Origin of the sequence: Oceanobacillus locisalsi (assembly GCF_042675985.1) — a bacterium.
Lineage (GTDB): Bacteria > Bacillota > Bacilli > Bacillales > Amphibacillaceae > Oceanobacillus > Oceanobacillus locisalsi.
Genome location: NZ_JBHTKK010000025.1, coordinates 41,053 through 64,184 on the forward strand (window position 1 = coordinate 41,053; position 23,132 = coordinate 64,184).

Below are 23,132 nucleotides of genomic sequence, written 5' to 3' on the forward strand. Positions count from 1 at the left end.
AAATCTTAATAAAAAGGAGGGAAATAGGATTAATGAAGAAGGTCTTTTTCATTTTAGGAGTACTTTCCGTACTGTTCATGTACGGTTGTGGGAATTCAGGTAGTGAAACGAACGCAGAAGAGGAAAAAGTGGAAATCAGTATTGGACATGTTGGGGCACCAGTTAGTCCGCAACAAGGGGCTGCAGATATTTTCACAAAATTGGTAGAAGAAAAAACAGGAGGCTCTGTCGAAATTAAAATCTATAATTCATCTCAGCTTGGTGACGAAAGAGAGCTTGTGGAAGGAGTGCAAATGGGGACGATTGATGGAGGAATTATTTCTGCCGGTTTATTTGCATCCAGCTACAATGTTATGGAAGCGTTTGAAGTACCATTCTTATTTGAAGATAAAGAACATGCTTTAAAGGTTAACAACGGCGAGATAGGGAGAGAAGTTCTTGATAACTTAGAAGAAAACGCAGGATTGAAAGCCCTTTCTTTGTGGGAGCATGGATTTAGACAGATTACGAATTCGAGAGGTCCAATTGAAACACCAGAGGATTTGAATGGCTTGAAAATAAGGAGTCCGGAAGTTCAATCGTACAGTGTTGCATTAGAGGAATTTGGAGCGAATCCGATACCGCTATCTTTTTCAGAGCTATATGTAGCCATGGATAGAGGGGTAGTTGACGGGCAGCATAATCCGTTAATGCATATTGAAGGGCAACGGTTTTATGAAGTACAAGATTATTTGACAGTTATGGATTTTGCTTACACGCCAAACGTTCTAGCATTGAGTGATGCAGTTTGGGAACAGTTATCTGAAGAACAGCAGACAGCATTGGATGAAGCAGCTTCGGAAACAACAGAGCTTTGGTCAGAAGAAGCTGCTGAACAGAACGAAGAGATACTCAATGAATTAGAAGACAAAATAGAAATCACTCATAAGGACGAGATTGATTGGGAAGCTTTCAAGCAAGTTGTTGAGGGAGTTTACCCAGAATATGAAGCTGAATATGGCAGTGAATTTGTACAGTTTTTAGAAGAAGTACAAGCAGCTGCTGATTAAGCGATATTATATAAGAATAGATTATGAGAAAGGATGTATCAAATAATGAAAGAGATAAGAGTACAGTATGCAACTGGAGAAATTGGTAAAACAGTAGCAGGAAGATTATTACCAGGAACGGATTTAATCACGGGTATTGAAGAAATTTGTAAGGCAAATGACATTACGTATGCTTCTATTGCAAATTGCTTTGGCAGTTTTCAGGAAGCAGTTTACATGTATTTAGTTCCGCAAGAAGAATCTGTAGTAGGTGCTGGATATGGAGACTTGTTTGTGGCAGAGAGTCCGGTTGAATTTTTAAATGGGACAGGCGTTGTTTGCCAGCGTGAAGGAGATTACGATACACATTTCCATGCGACAATGTGTGATAAAGAAGGAAAGGTATTTGGCGGTCATATGGTTAAAGGAAAAACGCCGGTACTAACAACTGTTGATTTGGTTATTAATGAAGTGAAAAATGCACATATGTATCGTGATTATGATGACGAAACAGACTTGATTCAGTTTAATCCAAAAGCAGAATAATAGATGGCTAAAAAGATCAGTAATTAAAAATACATAGCCATCTGAACCAAGAACATCTCCGACAATGTTGTTCAGATGGCTATGCAAATCAATTATAAGGAGATTATACGATATGAATAACAAAAATTCAATTGGTTTTATCGGTTTAGGTGTAATGGGTTTCCCGATGGCAAGTAATTTACTACATGCAGGGAAAGAATTAGTCGTCTTTGATATTAATTTAGAACAAGCGGCACAGCTTCCGTTCCAAGAGCGTGTGACAATTGCAGATTCCAAGGAAGAACTAGCAAAACAAGTTGATATTGTACTGCTCATGCTGCCAAACAGTCCTCATGTGAAAGAAGCCATAACCGGGGATGACGGATTAATAGAATCGTTATCTGCAGGTGCTTTGATTATTGATATGAGCAGTATTTCATCGACTGTTACAAAAGAAATCAATGAAGAACTTGAGGGAAAAAACATTGATATGATAGATGCACCTGTCAGCGGCGGACAAACTGGAGCCGTTCATGGAACTTTGACCTTTATGGTTGGAGGAAAAAAAGGGAACTATGATCAAGCGCTAGATTTACTTCAAATCATGGGAGGTAAAATTATTCACTGCGGGGAGGTTGGAAGTGGTCAGACTGTTAAAATTGTTAATCAGCTTATGTCAGCGGTAAATCTGGTCAGCATGTCAGAAGGATTCACTTTAGGTGTCAAAGGAGGCGTGGATCCGGAAATTATGCGTGAGGTTATTTTGAATGGTTCCGGAAAATGTTGGGCACTTGAGGATAGAATGCCGGTTATTTTAGACAGAGATTTTGACCCAGGTTTTACGGTGGACTTGCACACCAAAGATATTTCGTTGGCGCTTGAAGTAGGGAAAGATCTTCAGGTACCTTTATACGCAACTTCGCTTGTCCATGAACTATTTAAAACATTACAGGCAAAAGGGGAAGGTGGAAAAGATAACGCTGCTGTTATTACGTTATATGAAGCGTTAGCAGAAATAGAAGTTGTCAAAAGAAATAAGGCGGTATCACAATGACTTCTGCTGTTGTTCTATTTGTAGCTTTTATTATCTTTTTGCTGATGGGCATACCAGTAGCTTTTGGGTTGGCAGGTGCTTCTATTTTATCTTTGTTAATGATTGATCCTGGCATGTTGACGCAGGTATTTTCAAAAATGTTTTCTGGAGCTAACTCATGGTTACTTTTAGCCATACCGTTTTTTATATTGGCGGGTAACATCATGGAAAAGGGTGGCGTGACAAGACGTCTGGTTGATTTTGCAGATGCACTTGTTGGATTTTTACCAGGTGGTCTTTCAGCAACGAATGTCACGGCTAGTATGTTTTTTGGAGGCGTGTCCGGTTCCGCTGTAGCAGATACTTCTGCTACAGGTACCATCTTAATTCCGGCAATGGTCAGGCAAGGCTACAGCTCTAGATATTCAGCTGCAGTGACAGCTGCTTCTTCACCTATTGGAATTATCATACCGCCAAGTATCCCGATGATATTATGGGGATTCACTGCTGGTCTTTCTGTAGCTGATTTATTCTTAGCTGGTATTGGAGCTGGCATTTTAGTCGGTGTTGCTTTATTAGCAGCATCTACCGTTATTTCGATAAAAAGAGGATATAAGTCATCTATTCCTTTTGCATTTAAAAATGTATTCGGGAAAGGGAAAGAAGGTATCTTAGCCCTGGTCACCCCTGCAATTATCATTGTCGGTATTATCACTGGGGTTGTAACGCCAACAGAAGCCGCTGTTGTAGCTGTGCTTTATTCAATGTTACTTGGATTTTTCGTATATAAGGAATTAAAGGTAAAGCATTTGAAAGATATTATTATTAACTCCGGTAAAATGACGGCTACTGTTATGATGATTATTATTAGTGCAGGAGCATTCTCTTACCTGTTAACCATTAACGATGTACCAAGCAGTTTAGCGAGTTTTGTCATTGAAATGAATCTTTCTCCTTTTCTGCTGATGCTTATGTTTATTTTGTTGTTCTTATTCTTAGGGATGTTTTTAGATGCAAATGCAGCCATTATTATGACCGTTCCAGTGGTTGCCCCAGTAATTGTAGCATCGGGAATTGACCCAATTCATGCCAGTGTCGTACTTATTGCTACATTGGGGCTCGGGTTGTTAACACCTCCAGTGGGTTTGTGTACGTATGTGGCTGCAGGAATCGCGGATTTACGATTTGATGAATTGATGCGAGATTTAGTTCCATTTGTATTGGTGTTATTAACATGTGTCATCCTGATGCTCGTATTTCCGCAGATAATTACTTTTATACCAAGCTTATTAAATGGATAGAAAAGAGGTGAAGAATACATGTTTATTTCAAAGCTAAGTAAAGGCTTGGACAGACTATGTATGCTCCTGTTGATTGTGATTACAGTAGTAATGACAGCCAGCCTGGTTATTATGATTTTTGGAAGGAATTTTTTTAACACTTCATTTGCGTCTTTAGAAGAAATCTCAAGATTTACATTTGTGTGGTTGACTTTCATAGGTGCAGCTATTGCTTTTAAACGTAAAGAGCATATGGGAATGGATTTTATTGTTAGTAAATTAAAAGGTAAAACAGCACAATATGTTGAAGTCATACAAGATATTTTTGCGTTAATCCTGTTTGCTTTGTTTATTTACTATGGAACACAGTTAGCAGTACTTAATATGAAGGTTGTTAGTCTACAATCGGGAATTTCAATGGGCTATGTATATTCCATCATACCGATTGCTGGATTCATTATGATAGTACATGCACTCGATCATATTTTTAAGAGTTATAAGAAGAAAAATAAAGAAGATACGAACCATGAATTAGTTAATAATAATGTATCTTCTATTTAGGAAACACTACATTCCTGTTGGGGAGGTTTACAAATGCAGTTACAACAAAAGCTCTTAAGTTTTTATGGAGATGATTTCACAGGTTCAACAGATGCAATGGAGGCATTGACACGAAGCGGTCTAAAGACAGTTTTATTTTTAAAACCGCCTACAAAAGAGTTGCTTGATGAAAAATTTGCAGATATTCAATGCATTGGCATTGCTGGAACCAGCCGAACAATGACCCCGGAACAGATGGAGGAGGAATTGAAACCGATATTGAAACAAATGCAAGAACTCGGTGCACCAGTAAATCATTATAAAGTTTGTTCCACCTTTGATTCTTCTCCGAGTGTGGGGAATATCGGTAAAGTATTGGAAATGGTTTTGGAGATAAATACTACGCAGGATTTTGTTCCTATCATTGCAGGTGCTCCGCCATTACATCGCTATACCGTTTTTGGAAATCATTTTGCCAGGGTTGATTATAAAACGTTTCGACTGGATAAACATCCTGTGATGTCGAATCATCCAATAACGCCAATGCAGGAAGCTGATTTAATAAAACATTTAGCAGATCAGACAGATTACTTTATAGATTTGGTAGATATTTTAACAATGAATGATTCTTTTGCAGAGCTTGAAGAGATAGTAAATAAAATAGTTAAAAATAGAAAAACAAAAGGTCTGCTATTTGATGTGTTAACGGATGATCATTTAACGAAAATCGGAAAACTGATTTTGGAAAAATCAAAAGCGAATCAATCATATGTTATCGGTTCATCTGGAGTAGAATACGCCCTAACGAATTATTGGAATTCTATGAATGAAAATCAAGAACAGATTGCTGATAGCGATAAGGAAAATAAGGTAACAAAAGAGCAAGTACTTGTTGTTTCAGGTAGTTGCTCACCAATTACTTCGGATCAAATAAAACATGCATTAGACAATGGATTTACTGGATTAAAAGTTTCTCCTGTAAAACTAATTGATTCGAAAACAAACTCAACTTATTTAAATAGCCTGATGAATGACGTTAAGGAGCAGATTGATGAAGGAAAGAGTATCATTGTTTATTCGGCACTTGGACCTGATGATATATCAATTGATGAAACCCGAGAATATTTGCAAGCTATTGGGAAAGAACCAAGTAACAGCGGGCAACTTCTAGGAGAGCAATTTGGAACATTAATAAAAAAGACGGTAGAAAATACATCCTTAAAACGCATCGTCATTGCTGGTGGAGATACGTCAAGTTACGCAACATTAAAAATGAATATTTATGCATTAGAAATGATTCGTAGCATCGCTCCTGGAGCTCCACTTTGTAAATCATATTCAGATATCCAGAGATTTAATGGATTAGAAATTGCTTTAAAAGGAGGCCAATTAGGTCAAGTGGATTATTTTTCTAAAGTGCATCAAGGGAATGTTGTAAAAGTATAGATATAGTTGAGGGAGGAGCCAATGAATATAAAATCAAAATTATTGTATACCGGAAATGAGTTACTACAAAAGCAACTTACATGGGGAAACTCCGGAAATATCAGTGCTCGTAATAATAAAGATAACATGATTATCACGGCTTCAGGGACAAATATGGGCCAGCTATCAAAAGATGATTTTGCTTTTGTTCATATAGAAACGCAAGAGTGGGAAGGAGTAAAGAAACCTTCTAAGGAAATACCGATGCATCGTGCAATATATATGAATCGCCCTGACGCAAATGTCATTATTCATGCATCTCCTTTTTGGTCTACACTGCTTGCTTGTTCGGAGCAAACGATTGCATCGAAGTTATTTATTGAATCGATGTATTATCTGGAGAAAATAGAGGAAGTAGCGTATTTTCATCCGGGCAGTGAGGCTTTAGGGGAAGAAGTTGGTAAAGCAGCAAAAGCAGCGAATGTGTTGTTGTTGAAAAATCATGGAGTTATTGTTTTTGATGAGAGTGTGGAAGAAGCGGCGATGCGGTTGGAGACGTTGGAGTTTACGTCTCAGATGATGGTTACGGCAAAGGCTTCGGGTATAGGATTGAGTTTGTTGGCAGATGAGGTTGTGGAGGACTTTTTGGAGAATTCGGGGTATAAGAAGAGGGGGAAATAAGCGGAGTGAGCTGTTCATTCTGTTTAGAGGATTTGTATGAATTTATATTTAAATGGAAGCAGCTTATTATCATTAGTCTCTTATAATAAGAAAGATGGCGCTAAAGACTTTAGTCCTTAGCGCCATAAATCTGTTTTCATTTGTTATATGCAAATGGACGATTATTGTATAGGAGATTTACTACGCAAGAACAGGTAATTCAATTCAAGGGATGTATTTCCATTTATGCTTTCAAATCAGGGAGCGGAAAGAGCAAATGGTGGAAGAATACAACGAGCTGATATTTCAATCCACGCTCCCAAACAAGGGAGCGACGATGCCACTATCAACGCCATACCACTCCGCAAGATTTCAATCCACGCTCCCAAACAAGGGAGCAACTGTAGTGAATACGACTGTTGTGCCGGAGGAATGGATTTCAATCCACGCTCCCAAACAAGGGAGCAACCAATTCGTTCGATGAAGGAAATGCACAAGTTGAAATTTCAATCCACGCTCCCAAACAAGGGAGCAACAAGATAGTGATTAAAATATGAGTGCAGAAAAGATATTTCAATCCACGCTCCCAAACAAGGGAGCAACTGCAACATATTGTTATCGTAATTCCTCAAATACTACATCTTGAATTATAATCAAAGTAATATGTTGACTATATAACAATTTTAACTTATTAAGTACATGCATTGCCAGAATTTCGCGCGAACCTGCCGGGGATTTTATGTTCGCTTAGGGTTCGCAACTAAATTATTATTCGATATTAGAAATAACGCGTATTATTTGTGATAGTATATTTAAGGTTCCTGCTGACTAAATGTGAACATTTACAAACACGACGGTGTTATTTAATGAAACAAAAGGAGCATGATTTCTGAGGTGCAAACATGTAAAGAACATTCGAAGCGGCCGGTTAGGAAACAATCCAGGAACAAGCGCAGGGAAGAAAGAGTTAATGCAATCTTACCGGAAAGCTGCCCAAAAGGATTTCCAAGTTAAAAAAGACAACTCTGATAATGATTTGATTGTTTCGAAAATGAAAAGTATATGTACAAATAGTAAACAACGGTTGATGGACTTACTATTAGCAGAGGATTAAAAGTAGGCATACATTTGAAATTTAAAAACACGGGAAAACAGTGCATTCACGCTGTTTTCCCGTGTTTCTTTTCTAGAAGTTATGAATAAAAAGGTTGCATTTAAAAATGAAAGCGATTAACATTGGCGGTAAGTCATCTGATGACCTTATTATTTAAAGGATGTGGAAGATTTGAAGGGAGGAGAGGAAATAATCGAAAAAGGGTGATTCGATGTTGATGATGGCGGCACTTAGTGCTGTTATTGTTCTCTTTATCTTGCTTTTATTATTACGGATGCCAGCGATTAAGGGGATGTCCATAAGTTCTATTGGTGTTATTTTACTGGTGATGACAGTATGAGGATGGAAGGTCATGTAGTGGTCTCCTCGATATTTCAGAGCGAACATAAGACTTTTACGATTCTATTAATCTTGTTTGGGGCGCTGGGTTTATGAAGAGGTCGCAGATTCTCTGATTGATATAATGAAGGCCGGCAACTTGAGCCCGGAAGATAAGCTGGGTTCTGTGGAACATCTGGCAAAGCATTTCAATGCCGCTCGGCAATCAGGAAGGCGCTCAGCGGACTTCGGACCATGAGATTTTTGGAAATGCGGCAGGGCGAGGGCGCATATGTGAAAGAATTTGATTCTTCAAAATTCACCTTACCGGTAACCTCTGCCTTTTTGATGAAGCTGGAAGATGTAAAAGGAACTTTACCAGGTTCGTAAAATAATCGAAGTAGGAATAGCCGGCTCTTTAAACATATAGAACAACAATAGAAGTGAGAGATGGGACAGTATGATACCAGAAGTTGGCAAAATGCTGGCATTCAAAGGGACCAAATAGTGAAGGCATAAGAGATAATGAAAACAGAAAGGAGCAAGACAATGAATGAAAAGAAAAAAAAGGATGTTATTCTAATAGGCGCTGGTATTATGAGTACGACCTTAGGAACATTTTTACAAAAATTAGAACCAAATTGGAATATGAAACTGTTTGAAAAGCTGGACGGTGCAGGCAAGGAAAGCACCAATGAATGGAATAATGCCGGCACCGGGCATGCAGCGTTATGTGAGTTAAATTATACAGTTGAAAAAGAAGACGGATCGATTGATGCTAGTAAAGCGGTAGAAATAAATGAACAATTCGAAGTTTCCAAGCAATTTTGGTCTTATTTAGTCAAAAGTGAGGAAATTCAGAACCTCATCCGTCCATTACCTCATATAAGTTTTGTACAGGGGGAAGAGAACGTAGATTTTTTGCGCAGGCGATTTGAAGCTTTATCCCACCTTCCCATGTTTAAGGAAATGGAATTTTCGGATTCCCCTCAAGAATTAGCAAAGTGGATTCCCTTAGTGACGAAAGGACGCACGTCAGAAGCGCCTATTGCTGGAACAAAAGTGGATTTGGGGACCGATGTCAATTTTGGTGAGCTTACTCGGAAACTAGCGAATAATTTAGAGAAAAACGACAATATAGAAATCCATTACAATTCAACTGTTACTAAATTTCATCGTCTAAATGACGGTAAATGGGAAGTAATCGTTCGTAATTTTAAAGAGAATACCCTCGAGTCTCACATAGCAGATTTTGTCTTTATCGGGGCTGGTGGAAACGCAATCCCCCTGTTACAAAAAACAAAGATTCCGGAAAGCAAGCAGATTGGTGGCTTTCCAATCAGTGGTGCATTTTTGGTTTGTAGTAATCCAGAAGTAGTCAAACAACATGAAGCGAAGGTTTATGGAAAAGAGCCTCCTGGTACGCCTCCCATGACTGTACCACACCTAGATAGACGATATCATGGAGATAAGGATAGCCTATTATTTGGCCCGTTTGCTGCGATAGGACCTAAGTTTTTGAAGAGTGGTTCTAATTTAGACTTTTTAAATTCTATTAATTCAAATAACGTGTTAACGATGTTGGCTGCGGGTATGAAGAACATTCCTTTAGTTAAATACTCTATTCAACAGATGCTCATGCAAAAAAAGGATCGGATGCAAGAGTTACGAAAATTTATACCCGAAGCAAAGGACAAGGATTGGGATCTTCTAATTGCTGGTAAGCGTGTCCAGATAATTAAAGATACGAATCATTCCGGCCGAGGATATATCCAATTTGGCACGGAAATTATTCAATCTGAGGATAATTCTATCGTGGCATTATTAGGGGAATCTCCGGGTGCTTCTACTTCTGTGTCTATTATGTTAAACGTCTTACGCGAGAATTTCCCAGAATATATGGAAACATGGAAGCCAAAAATAAAAGAAATGATACCTTCTTTTGATGAGTCCCTGGCAGAAAACGTCCAGCTACTGGAAAAGGTCCAGAAATCTAGTTCACATTACCTTGCCCTGGAACATAACAATGTTACATCTTGATTTACCAAATGAAGCGGACATCATTGTTTCATTAAATTTTTGGTTCAGTAACAAGGAAGGGGCATCTATGCTTTGCTAGTGCCCCTTCAAACAACCTAACTTTTTCTTTTATGCCGTTTCTCCATTTTATTAATATGTTTGTATACGGGAACTTAAAAGTGGCTCAGTTTTCCATTGTTTTGGTGGCTCACTTTTAAGTTACCATATACAATCGAAGTTATTTATTGAATCCATGTATTATTTGGAGAAAATAGAGAAAGTGAGATATTTTCATTCATGCAGTGCAATTTTGGGAGAAGAAGTTGGTGAAGCAGCAAAGAAGGCGAATGTCCTGTTTTTGAAAAATCATGGTGTTATTGTTTTGGATGATAGTGTGGAGGAAGCTATGATGCGATTGGAGACGTTGGAGTTCACGTGTAGGATGATGGTTATGGTGAAGGGATCGGGTATACCGTTGAGTGTGTTGACGGATGAAGTTGCGGAGGAATTTTTGGCGAATCGGGGTATAAGGGGATAGATAGAGTAAAATAAGGATAGAGAGCTATTCATTCTGTTGAGTTTGACGGGGTGGATAGCTTTTTTGTTAAGAGAAAATATAAAATGATGCATACATCCATTAGTAAGTTGGTAGAATCAGGTCTTTGCTAACAGTGCTTACCAAAAATGAATTTGTCTAAAAATATATTAAAATTCAAACAATATATTATTGACATAAATCATATATTGTATTATATTATTTTATATAAAATTATTAAGAAAATTTATTCAAAAAAATAAATTGTAAAAAGTCTTCACTTTTGTTTTGTAGAAGAAGACGTAAACACTCATAAAATATAGTTTCGTCATGCTGTATTAAATATTCAAGTGTTCGAATTTAAAACTTATACTTATTTGAAATGAATGATGCAAATGAAATGATTTTAATCTTCTTATATTATTGCTATTATTATTTTCAATAATAGTTTTTTACAAAAGGAGAGAAATTTGTGGGACGTATATATCGTACAAAAAAAGATAAGGTTTACAGTCATCTTAGGGAAAATATCATTAACGGCTTACTTACCCCCGGAGAACGATTAAAAATTTCTCAAATTGCCCGTCAATTTGAAATGAGTGAAATTCCAGTAAGAGAGGCCTTGCAAAAGCTTTCTATAGAAGAGTATGTGACATTCAAGCCACATATTGGTGCTGTTGTCAGCAGCATGTCCATTGAAAACATACGAGAGATATTTGAGCTACGTATCACATTAGAAGGATTGGCTATCAATTTATCTGTCGATCATTTAACAAACTATCACCTTCAAACGCTCGAAAATATAATTATAGACTCGCAAACTTTTATTAATGAAAAGCGATTTGAGGATTATGCAGAATGGAATCGTCATTTTCATGAATCAATATATAAACATTGTAATAACCAGCGTCTTTATAAGTTAATTTTTGATTTATGGAGTAATACTCGAAGGTATCCACAACTTTTTCGTACACGCGAGTCAGTAGAGCAATCGATTATAGAGCATAAAGAAATATTAGCAGCATTAAAAGAAAGAGATAAAGCATTAGCTGAAAAGTTAACTAAAGATCATAAATATAAAAGTTATAAAAATTTGTTAAATATGATAGAAGAATCTGAATATTGAAGAGTAATAAAAGAATTTATTTACTAGAATGGAAGGTGGTGATAACAAATATCTCCATTTAGGTAAAATAACTAATATTAATGATGAAAAATAAGTTTCAAGAAATGACAAAAGAAGAGATGTTTGCTTTGGAAAAGTCTTTTTTAGCATCCAATCGGAGTTAGGTTTCTCAATTCAAAACCTTCCATAATAAATAACACATCTATTTATTTTATAAAAATCTGATAAGTAATAGGTTTTTATAAAATATGAAAGCGCTGACAAATAAATGAGGGTAAATGGTTAATCAGACTGCGAAGAATAATTTTAATTTAGGTTCATTGATTTAAGATAATCTAACTAGATGATTCCATTTCATAATAGCCATTTTTAAGAGAATCACTAGGGTTAGAATTTAAAATGGACTAAGAATCTTAGCTTCCATACAGGAAGATCTATCCCGATAACAGGAGATACACGCTGAATGCTTGACGGATATGATTAATAGATTATGAAGGGAGGGGATATAGTGCCTGCAGTTAGATAGTCGAGGATGTGATGAGGCAATAATAAATATTGATAATGTAAATGTTACGCAGAACAGAAAGATTATTTTAAAAACAACTAAAAAGATTGAAAGGAAGGATTGATAATTATGACTACTGTAACTCCATGGATCACGGACTGGGATGTCAAACATCCCATTTCAATTAATAAGTCAGTTGGTGCCCCATTGTTTGACGCGGAGTGGGAGGACGGGCCTACACCGTTTTTTGAAAAGAGGACTTTGAATCTCGGCAAGGCTTCTGACGGTAAACTTGGCGGTTCTCATGTTCGGGGTATTGCCTCTGAAGGAGAATGGCAGGCGGATGATGTCGATTTCAACCAGTTCTTTATTATTAAGGGGTCAGCTCGTCTGGAATTCGAAGATGGTTCGTCGCATGAGCTTGTGTCCGAGAGTTCTGCGATAGTACCTGCATTGTATAAGTACCGTTTCACACAAATCAGTGATGACTTTGAAGCACTCCATTTCTTTGCCCCTGATGAGTATAACATTATTTGGGGGAAGGGTGCGACATTGCCAGAGCGCGTACAAACCCTTGATCCTCATCGACGCCCAGTTATTTTGCACGAGGATGAAAAGGCTTGGAGTGAAGGTCTCCGCGAATTTTTTGAGTATCGGGATTTAGGCACATTGGAGCCAACTGATGGTCGCGTATATGTTCACGTTATACGTACTACCGGCCAGCCATATGAAGCAGGTACGGGATGGCATTACCATTCTTGGGCTCAGTGTTTTTTTGTTTTAGATGGTCACGCGGACCTTCGAGTGGAGACTGGCCCAAGGCACGCACTTAGTGCAGGCGACGCCTTCTGTATAGGTGCAGGAGACACAAATCGTCACTTTGTTGATCGTGTAACTTCGGACTACAAACTTGTGGAATTATGTGTTCCAGGATGGAAAGACGCTACACCTGTAGAAGCGCCTGAAGGCTCATCATTTTAAGCATCGATGAGCCCACTCATGGTCTTTATAGCTTAGAATCCCATCTGCTTTGCGTCTACTTCACATAAGGACGGCTTGGGGCTGTCTAAGTTTCAGGGGTAGAGTAGCAGGTTGTCTCCCAAGTTCCAACTCACTTGTTGAGGTTGTCAAGGCGGGGTCCCCCCTGCTATATTCCTGCCTTTTGGATAGTGCTGCCCCAATTAGTTTGGTATCGATATTAGTGATGGAGGCGTCTTTCGTTTGATTCTTTTGGAATTTGTTCGGTAGTAGAGTTGGTGGGATCACTCAAATCGGCTGAACTTGATTGATCGAACATTGTATCTGCAGAACGTTCAAACTATATGTTGTAAGGAGGATTATTTGGTGAAAAAATTTTTTACCACCACCGCCGTTGATTTCTTGGGCAAGTCCGGATTCGGAGTGGAAAATCTCCCCTACGGTTCAGTATACACAAATGAGGATACTGTTCCTAGATTGGTTGTTAGACTAGGGGACCACGCGATTGATTTGAGTTCTTTGACGTCGATCATCGGTGGGTTAGGAACAAAGGCTAAAAGCGCTGTGACAAATCAACCCAATTTGGATGCATTGCTGACTGCAGGTAGGCCAATCTGGTCTGAGCTGCGCAATTGGATAAGGCAGACACTCACTGACCCTGCCCATACGAAAGCAGTGGTGGCTGTAGCAACTAACATAAATGATATCAACATGGCAATGCCCTTTACCGTAACCGACTATGTCGACTTCTACGCGTCAGAGAATCATGCATCTAATCTCGGTCGTATATTGCGACCGAATGAGGAACCGCTGAAACCAAATTGGAAACATTTGCCGGTAGGTTATCACGGCCGCGCCTCGACTGTGTCTGTTTCAGGAACTCCTGTGCATCGACCAAAAGGGATACGGCCAGAGAAGGAGGCTGCACCAAGCTTTGGCCCTTCTAGGCGCCTAGATATCGAAGCAGAGCTCGGGTTCATCGTGGGCAGTTCGGCACCTCAGGGCGAAGTTAGTTTAGCGCAAGCCGCTGAGAACCATTTGTTTGGGGTAGTTCTGTTTAACGACTGGTCTGCTCGTGATATTCAAGCGTTTGAATCTGTGCCTCTGGGACCCAACCTGAGTAAATCGTTTGCTTCAACGATCTCAGCGTGGGTGGTGCCCTGGGATGCATTGGACGCAGCCCGAGTAGTGCCACCAGTTCGAGATGAGTCTCTCGTGCAATATCTGGACGACTCCAGTGCCGACCCATACGGGCTTGACATTTCAGTAGAGGTCTATATCGACGATCAACATGTTTCTACAGTCCCGTATTCAACGATGTACTGGACAGCCCCTCAGATGTTGGCCCATATGACAGTTAATGGCGCTGCCCTTAGCCCAGGAGATTTCTTTGGTTCTGGCACCATCTCTGGGTCGGAACCGTATCAGTGTGGATCATTGATTGAGCTGACATTGGGAGGGGAAGAACCGCTAATTTCTAGAATGGGAGAGAAATACAGTTTTCTCCAAGACGGCCAGCAGGTAACACTTCGCGGCAGCGCCCCCGGACCGAGGGGGAGCACAATTGGCTTCGGTGAGTGTACCGGTACCATACGACCTGCCACATAAGGTATTACCAGTTGCCATGCGTAAAATTGTTGAGGTTTCCCTGATAGTTGAAGAAATCGCACCTTCTCTACCCGACAGGATATGGTCGAGTGTAGATTTAGCCAAAGGTGCCCCGTTTAACAATCTTATTAAAATTTGTAAACCCTATTCTGGATTTAAAACCGGAATAGGTGGGATAAATACCCAATATAATTGAGGGATGCATTGAAAGTGGTTCATTTTTGGTTTCCTTGAAATCTAATACATCACATATGGAATAGGTTCATTTTAATACTAAAATGGTGAGGAGATATAGTATGAAAAAAATTCTGATTCAAAGCAGTACGGAAATTGATGGTTTTCCGGAATATAGAGATGGTATCAAAAGTCATGCAAAAAAAATACTTCCGGGTAATTATTCTTTTGACATAGCTGGTGTAACGAAGAAATATAGACCCGGAGATTTTATGGCAAGTGAATTTTTAAGCAATAAGGAAATTCTCCAAAACATAATTAATGCCGAAAAAGATGGTTATGATGCGGTTGTATTGCACTGCTTTTTAGATCCTGTTCTTGATGAAGCCAGGGAAATAGTTAATATACCAGTTGTCGGTATGGCTGAATCATCGATGTTATTGTCTCAAATGTATGGTAAAAAATTTGCAGTGATAACACATTCTGTTCAATTGGCTAAAAAGGAGATTCCAAGCTTAATTAAAAAATACGATTTAAATCATTCTTCCATAAATACACAATATTTTGATGTAAGTCTATTGGATTTGGAAAATGCTTTTTCTGATCCTGAAGCCGTTATTAAACAGTTTTTAGATGCTTGTGAAACAGCAGTAGAAAAGGGAGCAGAAGTAATTTTGCCTGGTTGTGGTTTGCTTAATATTGTATGTGTTCAAAACGGTCTTTCAAAGGTTAGAAATACAGGCGCAACCATTTTGGATGTTACTGGAGCAGTATTAAAAATGGCAGATACAAAACTCACATTACAAGACGTTTCAGGAACAACCATAAGTAGAAACGGCTACTACGAGAAACCGAGATTTTTACCGGTGACACAAACTTGAACAAGAAACACAACTTATGTGTGACTATCATAATACATGAAAAATAAACTAGAACATACAAAAAATGAAAAAGGTGATGAGTAATTTGAGTAGACTTGATGGAAAGATAGCTTTAGTTACTGGAGCAGCTATGGGCCAAGGAAAAGAAATGGCAAGATTATTTGCCCGAGAAGGTGCAAGTGTTATTTTAACAGACATGAGTATGGAAGGAAAAAAAGTTGCAGCAGAGATTTCAAACGAGGGTGGTGATGCAAATTTTATACAAATGGATGTTGCAAATTTAGATGATTGGAATAAGGCAGCTAAATATATAGAAAACACGCATAACAATCTTGACATACTTGTCAACAATGCTGGCATAGCAGGACGAAGCTCTATAGAGGATATGACAGAAACGGAATGGCAGAAGGTCATGGATGTGGACGCAAAGGGCGTTTTACTTGGAATGAAATCAATGCTACCTTTACTTAAAAAAAATAAGCAGGGGTCTATTGTCAATAATTCATCCATATGGGCATTAGTTGGAAGTGGGCTATCGGCATCTTATCACGCAGCAAAAGGAGCGGCTAGAATGTTGACCAAGACGGCTGCAATAGAATTTGCTCCATTTGGTATAAGGGTTAATTGTATTCACCCTGGGGTCGTACAGACTGCTCTGACAGAGTCTTTATTAGCTGATCCAAAGGAATTATGGCGGATTGGACCTATTGGAAGAGCTGCTGAACCAGTTGAAATAGCATATGCGGCCTTATTTCTTGCATCGGAAGAATCTTCTTATATAACAGGAATTGATTTACCTGTGGACGGGGGATATACTGCTCAATAAATTTTTACGGGGGTAATTGTTTGAATTTTGAAGAAAAAGTAATTTTAATAACTGGAGCCGCAGGAGAAATTGGAAAAAAAACAGCACAATTATTTCATAAAAAAGGAGCAAAGTTAGCATTAGTAGACATAGATAAAAAAGCTTTAGAAGATGCGACACATGAGTTAGGTTTAAATAATAGTCTTCTTATACAAGCAGATGTCACGAACGAAAAAGAAGTTAAAAATTATGTAGAGCAAACAATAGAAGTCTTTGGGAATATTGATGTGTTTTTTAACAATGCTGGTATATCAGGAAAACTTGCAGAAATAACAGAAGTAAAAACAGAGGATTTAGAAAAAACGATTGATATAAATATGAAAGGTGTTTTTTACGGTTTAAAGTATGTACTACAAATAATGAAAAGACAGAATGATGGTGTGGTGATAAATACTTCTTCTGTTGCTGGGCTAAATGGTTCTTTATTTTTATCTCCGTATTCGGCGACTAAACATGCAGTAATAGGTTTAACAAAAACTGCTGCATTAGAAGTTGCGAAATATAACATACGCGTTAATGCTATTTGTCCATCACCTGTAGATACAGAATTAATGAGTGAACTAGATAAAGAAAAAAATCCTGAAAATCCGAAAAAAGCACGTGAAAGTTATTCAAAAAAAATCCCTCTTGGAAGGTATGCTACTTCGGAAGAAATTGCAAATTTAGTTGCTTTTCTATCTTCTAATCAGTCTTCTTTTATTACAGGGGGAAGTTATTTAATCGATGGTGGACAAACTGCTAGTTATTAGAATATTAGATTAATTATTATAATTAACTTCTTCTATGTGGGAGGGAGACAAATGACTAAAATGGAATGGTTTGGATTGTTTTTTGTAATCATTACGATGGTAGCGGCCTTATTTCCAGCTGTTTATATAATTCAATTTTTTATTGCCGCACCACAATTAAGATATTTCTTTTATATAAGCTTATCAGCTTTAATTATTGGGTTTGGAACAGGAATTTACGGATTGTATAAAACAAGACATGACAAAAACAATTAAAGAATTAAGGAGGAAAAAATGATATTATTTGTTTTTGGTTTATATTTAGTATTTATCTTGTATCTAGGGTATAAGACGTATGCTGGAAATGATTCGGATAAATTCTTTGTGGCGGGGCAAAATCAGCCTTATTAGATTATAGGCTCAGGATATGTAGCATCTTTTTTAAGTACTGCTAGTTTTATGGGAACTTCTGGTTTAGTTTATCACGAAGGTTTCCTAGGAAATGGAGCATACATGGGATCAACGATTGGCTATATTGCTGGTCTTGCTTTGTTCGGGCCTATATTAAGAAGGTTTGGGCAATTTACAATCCCTGACTTCTTGGGACAAAGATATGACAGCGGGGCTGCGAGAGGTATATCTGCAGTAATCTTATTTGTGGGATTTTTCCTTTATATTTCTAGCCAAATAATCGGGGTATCTGTATTATTCCAATTATTATTTGATATACCTATCTGGGTCGGAATTATCGTTTCCATAGCAATTGTTGCTTTTTATACAATAGCTGGAGGAATGATGGCAAACGCTATTATAGATGCGGTCCAATTTTTCGTTACTTGGATTACTGCGATCATTGTTTTGATATTAGGTGTAATTAAAACAAATGGAATATTCAATTTAGTTTCTCAAGTTGAGAAATACTACCCTAATTTTTTAACATCTGATAATGGATTAGGAGATACGTGGGCTATATGGAGTGTCATGTTAGTTTGGATAATAGGATCTCTGGCACGAGCAGACTTAATAAGCCGGGCGTATTTAGCTAAAAATGTGAGAGAAGTTTATAAAGCTATATTGTTTGTAACGCCAGTTATATGGGTTTGCGGAACTTTTTTCTTTCTTTATGGGATGATCGGAGTTATCGCTAGACCCGGATTAGAAGGACAAGAATCAGAAATAATATATTTGATTATGGCTCAAGACTGGCTGCTTCCTGTTATAGCAGGACTTGCATTTGCAGGATTTTTAGCTTCTGCTCAATCTACGGCCAGTACGCAATTGATGGTTTCATCAATGGCAGTTGGGAGAGACCTATATGGTAAATTAATTGGGCCTAAACTTAGAAAGAAATCTATTTCAGAAAATGAAATGATGATAGTGACAAGGTGGGCAATGCTTGTCATGTGTACAGCATCTTGTTTTTTAGCTTTTTACAATGCAAATTGGATTTTAGAAATTATAAACGTATCAATGGCTGTAATGGGGCCGGCTTTTCTAGTTACTTGGTTAGGAGGTTTTCTTTGGAAGGGTGCTACTAAAACAGGAGCAATTTCTGCCTTAATAATAGGGTCTTGCTCAGCAGTTTTTACTTGGTTAACTGATTTTTCAATTGCTGCAGCGCCTTGGCTCGTTCCACCTTTATTTTCGCTTATTTTAACAGCAATAGCTTTTGTAGTGGGTTCTTTATTTGGCCAACCTTCCGAAAAAGCGTTAAAGGTCTTTAGTCAAATAAATCCTAAATATAATGAAGATGGAACTAGAATTAAAAAAATTAGTTAAGGAGAGAATTCAACAAATGAAACTTAAAGATAGAATTGCAATTATTACAGGAGGAGCTTCTGGGATTGGAAGAGCAGTTGCAGAAAGATTCGGTTTAGAGGAAGCAGTTGTAATAATAGCTGATTTGCCTCAAGCAGATGGAGAAAGTGTTGTACAATCTATTAAAAAAAAGGGGGGAAAAGCTGAATTTATTCCTACTGACATGACGAAAAGGTTTGAAGTTGATTCGTTAATACAAACTGTAATAAAACGTTATAAAAAAATAGATATTTTTCACAATAACGCAGGTATAGCGATGCCTGTTACTGATATAGAGGATGTAGGGGAAAAAGAATATCAAAAAATCATGGATATAAATGTAAAAGGGGCTTTTTATGGTATCCAAGCAGTTGCTCCACATATGAAACAAGCTGGAGAAGGAGTAATATTATGCACTGGGTCTACATCTGCTTCTCGGCCTAGAGCAGGATTAAATATATATGCAGCATCAAAAGGTGCACTTATTGCATTAGCCAAGTCTGTAGCTCTAGAACTTGCTCCTTTTGGAATTAGAGTAAACAGCTTAAGCCCAGTTGTGACTGAAACTAGCATGGTAGATGAAGAGCAAAGAAGTAAATTCGTTAAAACTATCCCTCTTGGAAAAGTTGCTCAACCTACAGATATGGCTAATACAGCTTTATTTTTAGTTTCTGATGAGTCCTCTATGATCACTGGGGTTGATTTAGAAGTTGATGGAGGTAGGTGTATCTAAAGAGAAAAATAGTACTCTAATGATATAACAAAATAGATATTAATGGTATAAACATACATTTTATTTATTGATATAACGGTGCTAGCGTTGTATTAATAAAAACAGACTATTCCATTAAATATTAGTGAAGCAAAATACAAACTACGATGCTATTGTGTTACGTTGCTTTTTAGACTCTGTATTAGATGAAGCTGGAAGAATAATCAATATACCTGTAATAGGCATAGCAGCTTTAATGTTGTTGTATATATTTATTAAAATTAATTAAGAAAACTTGAAAAGCTAATAAATCGATTAGCTTCTAAAAAGGTAGTCGGTATATTTTTTCACTGTTTTATATCATATATAATTAGATAATTGCAAAAAAAGCTATATATAATGTCTTAGAGTTGGGTTTTTAATTAGACCAAGGAGCATTTTTATGAAAAAGAATAAAGTTAAAAAAGATTATCATAAAACTGAAATAGTTCTATTGGGTTACGGCAAGAGATAAAATTTACAAATTAGACGTTATAAGCTTATATGTGGTAATCCAACGAGAAGCGAATAAAAAAATCATACTATAAAGAATATAGATAGGAGAAAAGCTATGTCAGATCGAGATGTTGTCATTGTGAGCGGAGCTCGAACTGCTATTGGACAGTTTAATGGTGCTTTTGCAAAGGTGTCAGCTGTAGAGCTTGGCAGTAAAGTAATTAGTGAATCTTTGAAGCGGGTAGGGATGAATTATAACCCTGTTGATGAAGTTATTATGGGAAATGTTCTGTCAGCTGGTTTAGGACAAAATCCCGCTCGACAAGCAGCTTTAAAAGCTGAATTACCGATAAATACTCCCGCATTAACAATCAATAAAGTATGTGGATCAGGCTTAAAATCAGTGCACCTGGGCGCCCAATCAATATTACTAGGAGATGCCGAAGTGATTATCGCAGGCGGTATGGAAAACATGTCACAAGCACCTTATCTACTAAAAAAAGCACGTAATGGTTATCGGATGGGAGATGGTAAAGTAGTAGACAGTATGATTAAAGATGGCTTATGGTGCTCCATGAATGATTATCATATGGGAATTACGGCAGAAAATCTTTCCGACAAATATAACATAACAAGAGAAGAACAAGATGCATTTGCAGCTGGCAGTCAAGAAAAAGCTATTAAAGCGATTGAAGCTGGAACATTCGAACCGGAAATAGTAACAATTGATGTTCCGGCAAGAAAAGGAGATTTTACTCCATTTAATATGGATGAATATCCAAAGAAGCATTCTACAGTTGAAAGCCTTAGCAGACTCAAACCAGCTTTTAAAGAAAATGGAAGCGTGACAGCAGGAAATGCTTCAGGTATTAATGATGGTGCAGCAGCCGTTGTTTTAATGAGCCGTAAAAAAGCAAAAGAACTCAATTTAAAGCCGATGGCTGTGATTAAAGCAAATGCACATGCTGCCGTTGACCCTAAGATGATGGGAATCGGTCCGGTTCCCTCGATTAAAAAAGGTTTAGAAAAAAGCAATCTCTCTATTGAGGATATCGATCTCATTGAATTAAATGAAGCTTTTGCTGCTCAGTCTATAGCAGTAAGTAAAGAATTAAAATTGGATATGTCTCGTGTTAATGTTAACGGCGGAGCAATTGCACTTGGACATCCAATCGGAGCTAGTGGAACTAGGATACTTATATCGCTTTTATATGAAATGGAGCATCGTCAAGCTAAATATGGTCTAGCCAGTCTTTGTATAGGTGGGGGACAAGGAGTAGCTACAATAATAGAAAGAGAAAGCTAATAGAAGGAGAATTGCAAGATGCAAAAGATATATACTGATTATGAAGATGTCCTTAAAGGAATTCAAGATGATTCGACCATAATGGTTGGTGGTTTTGGACTGTGCGGCATACCTGAAAACTCAATAAGAGCCTTAGTTGATAGCGATGTTAAAAATTTAACTGTCATTTCGAATAATTGTGGTATAGATGACTTCGGTCTTGGATTGTTGTTGAAAAATCAACAAATAAAAAAATGATTGGATCTTATGTTGGTGAAAACAAAGAATTTGAACGTCAAGTTATTGACGGAAGCCTAGAAGTTGAATTAACTCCTCAAGGAACATTAGCTGAAAAAATACGTGCTGGTGGTGCGGGAATACCTGCGTTTTTTACTCCTGCAGGCGTTGGCACACAAATTGCCGAGGGAAAAGAAATAAGAAAATTCAACGGAAGGGAGTATATTTTGGAAGAAGCGTTAACTGCTGACTTTAGTTTTGTAAGAGCGTATAAGGGAGATAGGATGGGAAATTTAATTTATAATAAAACCGCTCAAAACTTTAATCCTATCATTGCAGCGGCAGGTAAAGTAACTGTAGCAGAGGTAGAAAAGGTCGTTGAAAATGGAGAGTTGAATCCAAATTATATTCATACGCCTAGCATTTATGTTCAACGTATTATTCAAGGTAACCAAGAAAAACAGATTGAAAAACGAACAGTCTCTTTGGTCAGTAGTTAATATTCATCAAACTGGAGTGGATTGAATTGAATAAAGAAAAGACTCGAGAAATAATGGCGCACCGGGTGGAACAAGAAATTGAAGATGGTTATTATGTCAATTTAGGTATAGGTATGCCTACGCTTGTAGCAAATTATATTTCAAGTAATAAAAATGTTGTGCTGCAATCAGAAAATGGGCTTTTGGGTATAGGCGCTTATCCAACAGATGATGAGGTAGATGCTGATCTTATAAATGCAGGAAAAGAAACCATTACAATGATTAATGGATCAGCAATCTTTGATAATGCCGAATCATTTGCAATGATACGCGGAGGTCATATTGATTTAGCTATCCTAGGTGGGATGGAAGTTTCGGAGACAGGTGATTTAGCCAACTGGATGATACCAGGTAAAATGATTAAAGGTATGGGGGGCGCCATGGATCTTATTAATGGTGCAAAAAAAATTATTGTCATGATGGATCATGTAACAAGGGATGGAAATCCAAAAATTTTAAAAAAATGCACTCTCCCGCTAACCGGAAAAAATGTTGTGAATAAAATTATAACGAATCGGGCTGTTATCGAGATAACTGAAAATGGACCAATTTTATTAGAAGTGCTTGATGGATATACAATCGATGATGTTGTAAAGTCGTAAGCGTAAAATAGCCCACACCTATTAAAAGGTATGGACTATTGTTATGATTTATTTAGATTGATTGGGAACACGACATTCCTCAGGAAGAGTCGGTGACCAAGGTAAGAGGTGAGCTAATTTTTC

At 37.7% G+C, this 23,132-nt stretch carries 23 protein-coding genes and 1 pseudogene; all 24 read left to right on the forward strand.

What is annotated here, in order from left to right; all coding sequences use genetic code 11:
• Positions 1–32: 32 nt before the first annotated feature.
• The 24 genes and pseudogenes from ACFQ19_RS16675 (at position 33) to ACFQ19_RS16790 (ending at position 23,009) form a co-directional block, all read left to right on the forward strand.
• Complete coding sequence (locus ACFQ19_RS16675) at positions 33–1,049, forward strand: TRAP transporter substrate-binding protein (protein ID WP_379593786.1); 1,017 nt, start codon at positions 33–35, stop codon at positions 1,047–1,049.
• Between the two features lie 45 nt (positions 1,050–1,094).
• Positions 1,095–1,574, forward strand: coding sequence for a PPC domain-containing DNA-binding protein (locus tag ACFQ19_RS16680; RefSeq protein WP_379593787.1), 480 nt, complete (start codon positions 1,095–1,097; stop codon positions 1,572–1,574).
• Between the two features lie 112 nt (positions 1,575–1,686).
• Positions 1,687–2,607 carry an NAD(P)-dependent oxidoreductase gene (locus tag ACFQ19_RS16685; RefSeq protein WP_379593789.1) on the forward strand — a complete coding sequence of 307 codons (921 nt, stop codon included), beginning with the start codon at positions 1,687–1,689 and terminating at the stop codon, positions 2,605–2,607.
• Positions 2,604–3,887 (forward strand): TRAP transporter large permease, encoded by a 1,284-nt coding sequence (locus ACFQ19_RS16690; RefSeq protein ID WP_080872594.1) that lies wholly within the window; start codon positions 2,604–2,606, stop codon positions 3,885–3,887. Before ACFQ19_RS16685 ends, ACFQ19_RS16690 begins: the two co-directional genes overlap by 4 nt.
• An 18-nt stretch (positions 3,888–3,905) precedes the next feature.
• The gene (locus ACFQ19_RS16695; protein ID WP_379593791.1) at positions 3,906–4,427 is read left to right on the forward strand and encodes a TRAP transporter small permease; all 522 of its coding nucleotides are present in this window, start codon (positions 3,906–3,908) and stop codon (positions 4,425–4,427) included.
• A 33-nt stretch (positions 4,428–4,460) separates the two neighbouring features.
• The gene (locus ACFQ19_RS16700) at positions 4,461–5,852 is read left to right on the forward strand and encodes a four-carbon acid sugar kinase family protein (RefSeq protein WP_379593792.1); all 1,392 of its coding nucleotides are present in this window, start codon (positions 4,461–4,463) and stop codon (positions 5,850–5,852) included.
• A gap of 21 nt (positions 5,853–5,873) precedes the next feature.
• Positions 5,874–6,512, forward strand: coding sequence for a class II aldolase/adducin family protein (locus tag ACFQ19_RS16705; RefSeq protein ID WP_379593793.1), 639 nt, complete (start codon positions 5,874–5,876; stop codon positions 6,510–6,512).
• Between the two features lie 949 nt (positions 6,513–7,461).
• Positions 7,462–7,605 carry a hypothetical protein gene (locus ACFQ19_RS16710; RefSeq protein WP_379593794.1) on the forward strand — a complete coding sequence of 48 codons (144 nt, stop codon included), beginning with the start codon at positions 7,462–7,464 and terminating at the stop codon, positions 7,603–7,605.
• A 211-nt stretch (positions 7,606–7,816) separates the two neighbouring features.
• Complete coding sequence (locus ACFQ19_RS16715; protein WP_379593795.1) at positions 7,817–7,945, forward strand: hypothetical protein; 129 nt, start codon at positions 7,817–7,819, stop codon at positions 7,943–7,945.
• Positions 7,946–8,178: 233 nt separating this feature from the next.
• Positions 8,179–8,313, forward strand: coding sequence for a hypothetical protein (locus tag ACFQ19_RS16720; protein ID WP_379593796.1), 135 nt, complete (start codon positions 8,179–8,181; stop codon positions 8,311–8,313).
• A 135-nt stretch (positions 8,314–8,448) separates the two neighbouring features.
• Entirely contained in the window at positions 8,449–9,963 is a 1,515-nt protein-coding gene (gene mqo / locus ACFQ19_RS16725) for a malate dehydrogenase (quinone) (RefSeq protein ID WP_379593797.1), read from the forward strand.
• A 232-nt stretch (positions 9,964–10,195) separates the two neighbouring features.
• Complete coding sequence (locus ACFQ19_RS16730; RefSeq protein ID WP_379593798.1) at positions 10,196–10,480, forward strand: class II aldolase/adducin family protein; 285 nt, start codon at positions 10,196–10,198, stop codon at positions 10,478–10,480.
• A 469-nt stretch (positions 10,481–10,949) separates the two neighbouring features.
• On the forward strand, positions 10,950–11,603 hold the full coding sequence (locus ACFQ19_RS16735; protein ID WP_379593799.1) for a GntR family transcriptional regulator: 654 nt from the start codon (positions 10,950–10,952) through the stop codon (positions 11,601–11,603).
• 634 nt (positions 11,604–12,237) lie between these two features.
• A complete protein-coding gene (locus ACFQ19_RS16740) occupies positions 12,238–13,089 on the forward strand; it encodes a cupin domain-containing protein (protein ID WP_379593801.1) in 852 nt (283 codons plus the stop codon).
• A gap of 363 nt (positions 13,090–13,452) precedes the next feature.
• Positions 13,453–14,694, forward strand: coding sequence for a fumarylacetoacetase (gene fahA, locus ACFQ19_RS16745; protein ID WP_379593803.1), 1,242 nt, complete (start codon positions 13,453–13,455; stop codon positions 14,692–14,694).
• A 296-nt stretch (positions 14,695–14,990) separates the two neighbouring features.
• Positions 14,991–15,749: an aspartate/glutamate racemase family protein gene (locus tag ACFQ19_RS16750; protein WP_379593804.1), complete on the forward strand. Its 759-nt coding sequence runs from the start codon at positions 14,991–14,993 to the stop codon at positions 15,747–15,749.
• Positions 15,750–15,825: 76 nt separating this feature from the next.
• Entirely contained in the window at positions 15,826–16,575 is a 750-nt protein-coding gene (locus tag ACFQ19_RS16755) for an SDR family NAD(P)-dependent oxidoreductase (protein ID WP_379593811.1), read from the forward strand.
• Positions 16,576–16,595: 20 nt separating this feature from the next.
• Entirely contained in the window at positions 16,596–17,363 is a 768-nt protein-coding gene (locus ACFQ19_RS16760; RefSeq protein WP_379593805.1) for an SDR family NAD(P)-dependent oxidoreductase, read from the forward strand.
• A gap of 51 nt (positions 17,364–17,414) precedes the next feature.
• A complete protein-coding gene (locus tag ACFQ19_RS16765; RefSeq protein WP_379593806.1) occupies positions 17,415–17,618 on the forward strand; it encodes a hypothetical protein in 204 nt (67 codons plus the stop codon).
• A 138-nt stretch (positions 17,619–17,756) separates the two neighbouring features.
• Positions 17,757–19,121, forward strand: a complete 1,365-nt coding sequence (locus tag ACFQ19_RS16770; RefSeq protein ID WP_379593812.1) for a sodium:solute symporter family protein — start codon at positions 17,757–17,759, stop codon at positions 19,119–19,121.
• A gap of 16 nt (positions 19,122–19,137) precedes the next feature.
• Complete coding sequence (locus tag ACFQ19_RS16775; RefSeq protein ID WP_379593807.1) at positions 19,138–19,872, forward strand: SDR family NAD(P)-dependent oxidoreductase; 735 nt, start codon at positions 19,138–19,140, stop codon at positions 19,870–19,872.
• A gap of 589 nt (positions 19,873–20,461) precedes the next feature.
• The gene (locus tag ACFQ19_RS16780; protein ID WP_379593808.1) at positions 20,462–21,652 is read left to right on the forward strand and encodes an acetyl-CoA C-acetyltransferase; all 1,191 of its coding nucleotides are present in this window, start codon (positions 20,462–20,464) and stop codon (positions 21,650–21,652) included.
• A gap of 18 nt (positions 21,653–21,670) precedes the next feature.
• Positions 21,671–22,368, forward strand: a pseudogene (locus ACFQ19_RS16785) (CoA transferase subunit A).
• A 53-nt stretch (positions 22,369–22,421) separates the two neighbouring features.
• A complete protein-coding gene (locus ACFQ19_RS16790) occupies positions 22,422–23,009 on the forward strand; it encodes a 3-oxoacid CoA-transferase subunit B (protein ID WP_379593814.1) in 588 nt (195 codons plus the stop codon).
• Positions 23,010–23,132 lie beyond the last annotated feature (123 nt).

Bases quoted from the DNA above. Each gene is read 5' to 3' on its own strand.
- ACFQ19_RS16740 (WP_379593801.1), top strand. From the start codon at position 12,238: ATGACTACTGTAACTCCATGGATCACGGACTGGGATGTCAAACATCCC.
- ACFQ19_RS16705 (WP_379593793.1), top strand. From the start codon at position 5,874: ATGAATATAAAATCAAAATTATTGTATACCGGAAATGAGTTACTACAA.
- ACFQ19_RS16720 (WP_379593796.1), top strand. From the start codon at position 8,179: ATGAGATTTTTGGAAATGCGGCAGGGCGAGGGCGCATATGTGAAAGAA.
- ACFQ19_RS16790 (WP_379593814.1), top strand. From the start codon at position 22,422: ATGGCGCACCGGGTGGAACAAGAAATTGAAGATGGTTATTATGTCAAT.
- ACFQ19_RS16685 (WP_379593789.1), top strand. From the start codon at position 1,687: ATGAATAACAAAAATTCAATTGGTTTTATCGGTTTAGGTGTAATGGGT.
- ACFQ19_RS16715 (WP_379593795.1), top strand. From the start codon at position 7,817: ATGTTGATGATGGCGGCACTTAGTGCTGTTATTGTTCTCTTTATCTTG.
- mqo (WP_379593797.1), top strand. From the start codon at position 8,449: ATGAAAACAGAAAGGAGCAAGACAATGAATGAAAAGAAAAAAAAGGAT.
- ACFQ19_RS16710 (WP_379593794.1), top strand. From the start codon at position 7,462: ATGCAATCTTACCGGAAAGCTGCCCAAAAGGATTTCCAAGTTAAAAAA.
- ACFQ19_RS16755 (WP_379593811.1), top strand. From the start codon at position 15,826: ATGAGTAATTTGAGTAGACTTGATGGAAAGATAGCTTTAGTTACTGGA.
- ACFQ19_RS16695 (WP_379593791.1), top strand. From the start codon at position 3,906: ATGTTTATTTCAAAGCTAAGTAAAGGCTTGGACAGACTATGTATGCTC.
- ACFQ19_RS16675 (WP_379593786.1), top strand. From the start codon at position 33: ATGAAGAAGGTCTTTTTCATTTTAGGAGTACTTTCCGTACTGTTCATG.
- ACFQ19_RS16780 (WP_379593808.1), top strand. From the start codon at position 20,462: ATGTCAGATCGAGATGTTGTCATTGTGAGCGGAGCTCGAACTGCTATT.
- ACFQ19_RS16690 (WP_080872594.1), top strand. From the start codon at position 2,604: ATGACTTCTGCTGTTGTTCTATTTGTAGCTTTTATTATCTTTTTGCTG.
- ACFQ19_RS16765 (WP_379593806.1), top strand. From the start codon at position 17,415: ATGACTAAAATGGAATGGTTTGGATTGTTTTTTGTAATCATTACGATG.
- ACFQ19_RS16700 (WP_379593792.1), top strand. From the start codon at position 4,461: ATGCAGTTACAACAAAAGCTCTTAAGTTTTTATGGAGATGATTTCACA.
- ACFQ19_RS16680 (WP_379593787.1), top strand. From the start codon at position 1,095: ATGAAAGAGATAAGAGTACAGTATGCAACTGGAGAAATTGGTAAAACA.
- ACFQ19_RS16750 (WP_379593804.1), top strand. From the start codon at position 14,991: ATGAAAAAAATTCTGATTCAAAGCAGTACGGAAATTGATGGTTTTCCG.
- ACFQ19_RS16775 (WP_379593807.1), top strand. From the start codon at position 19,138: ATGAAACTTAAAGATAGAATTGCAATTATTACAGGAGGAGCTTCTGGG.
- ACFQ19_RS16730 (WP_379593798.1), top strand. From the start codon at position 10,196: ATGTATTATTTGGAGAAAATAGAGAAAGTGAGATATTTTCATTCATGC.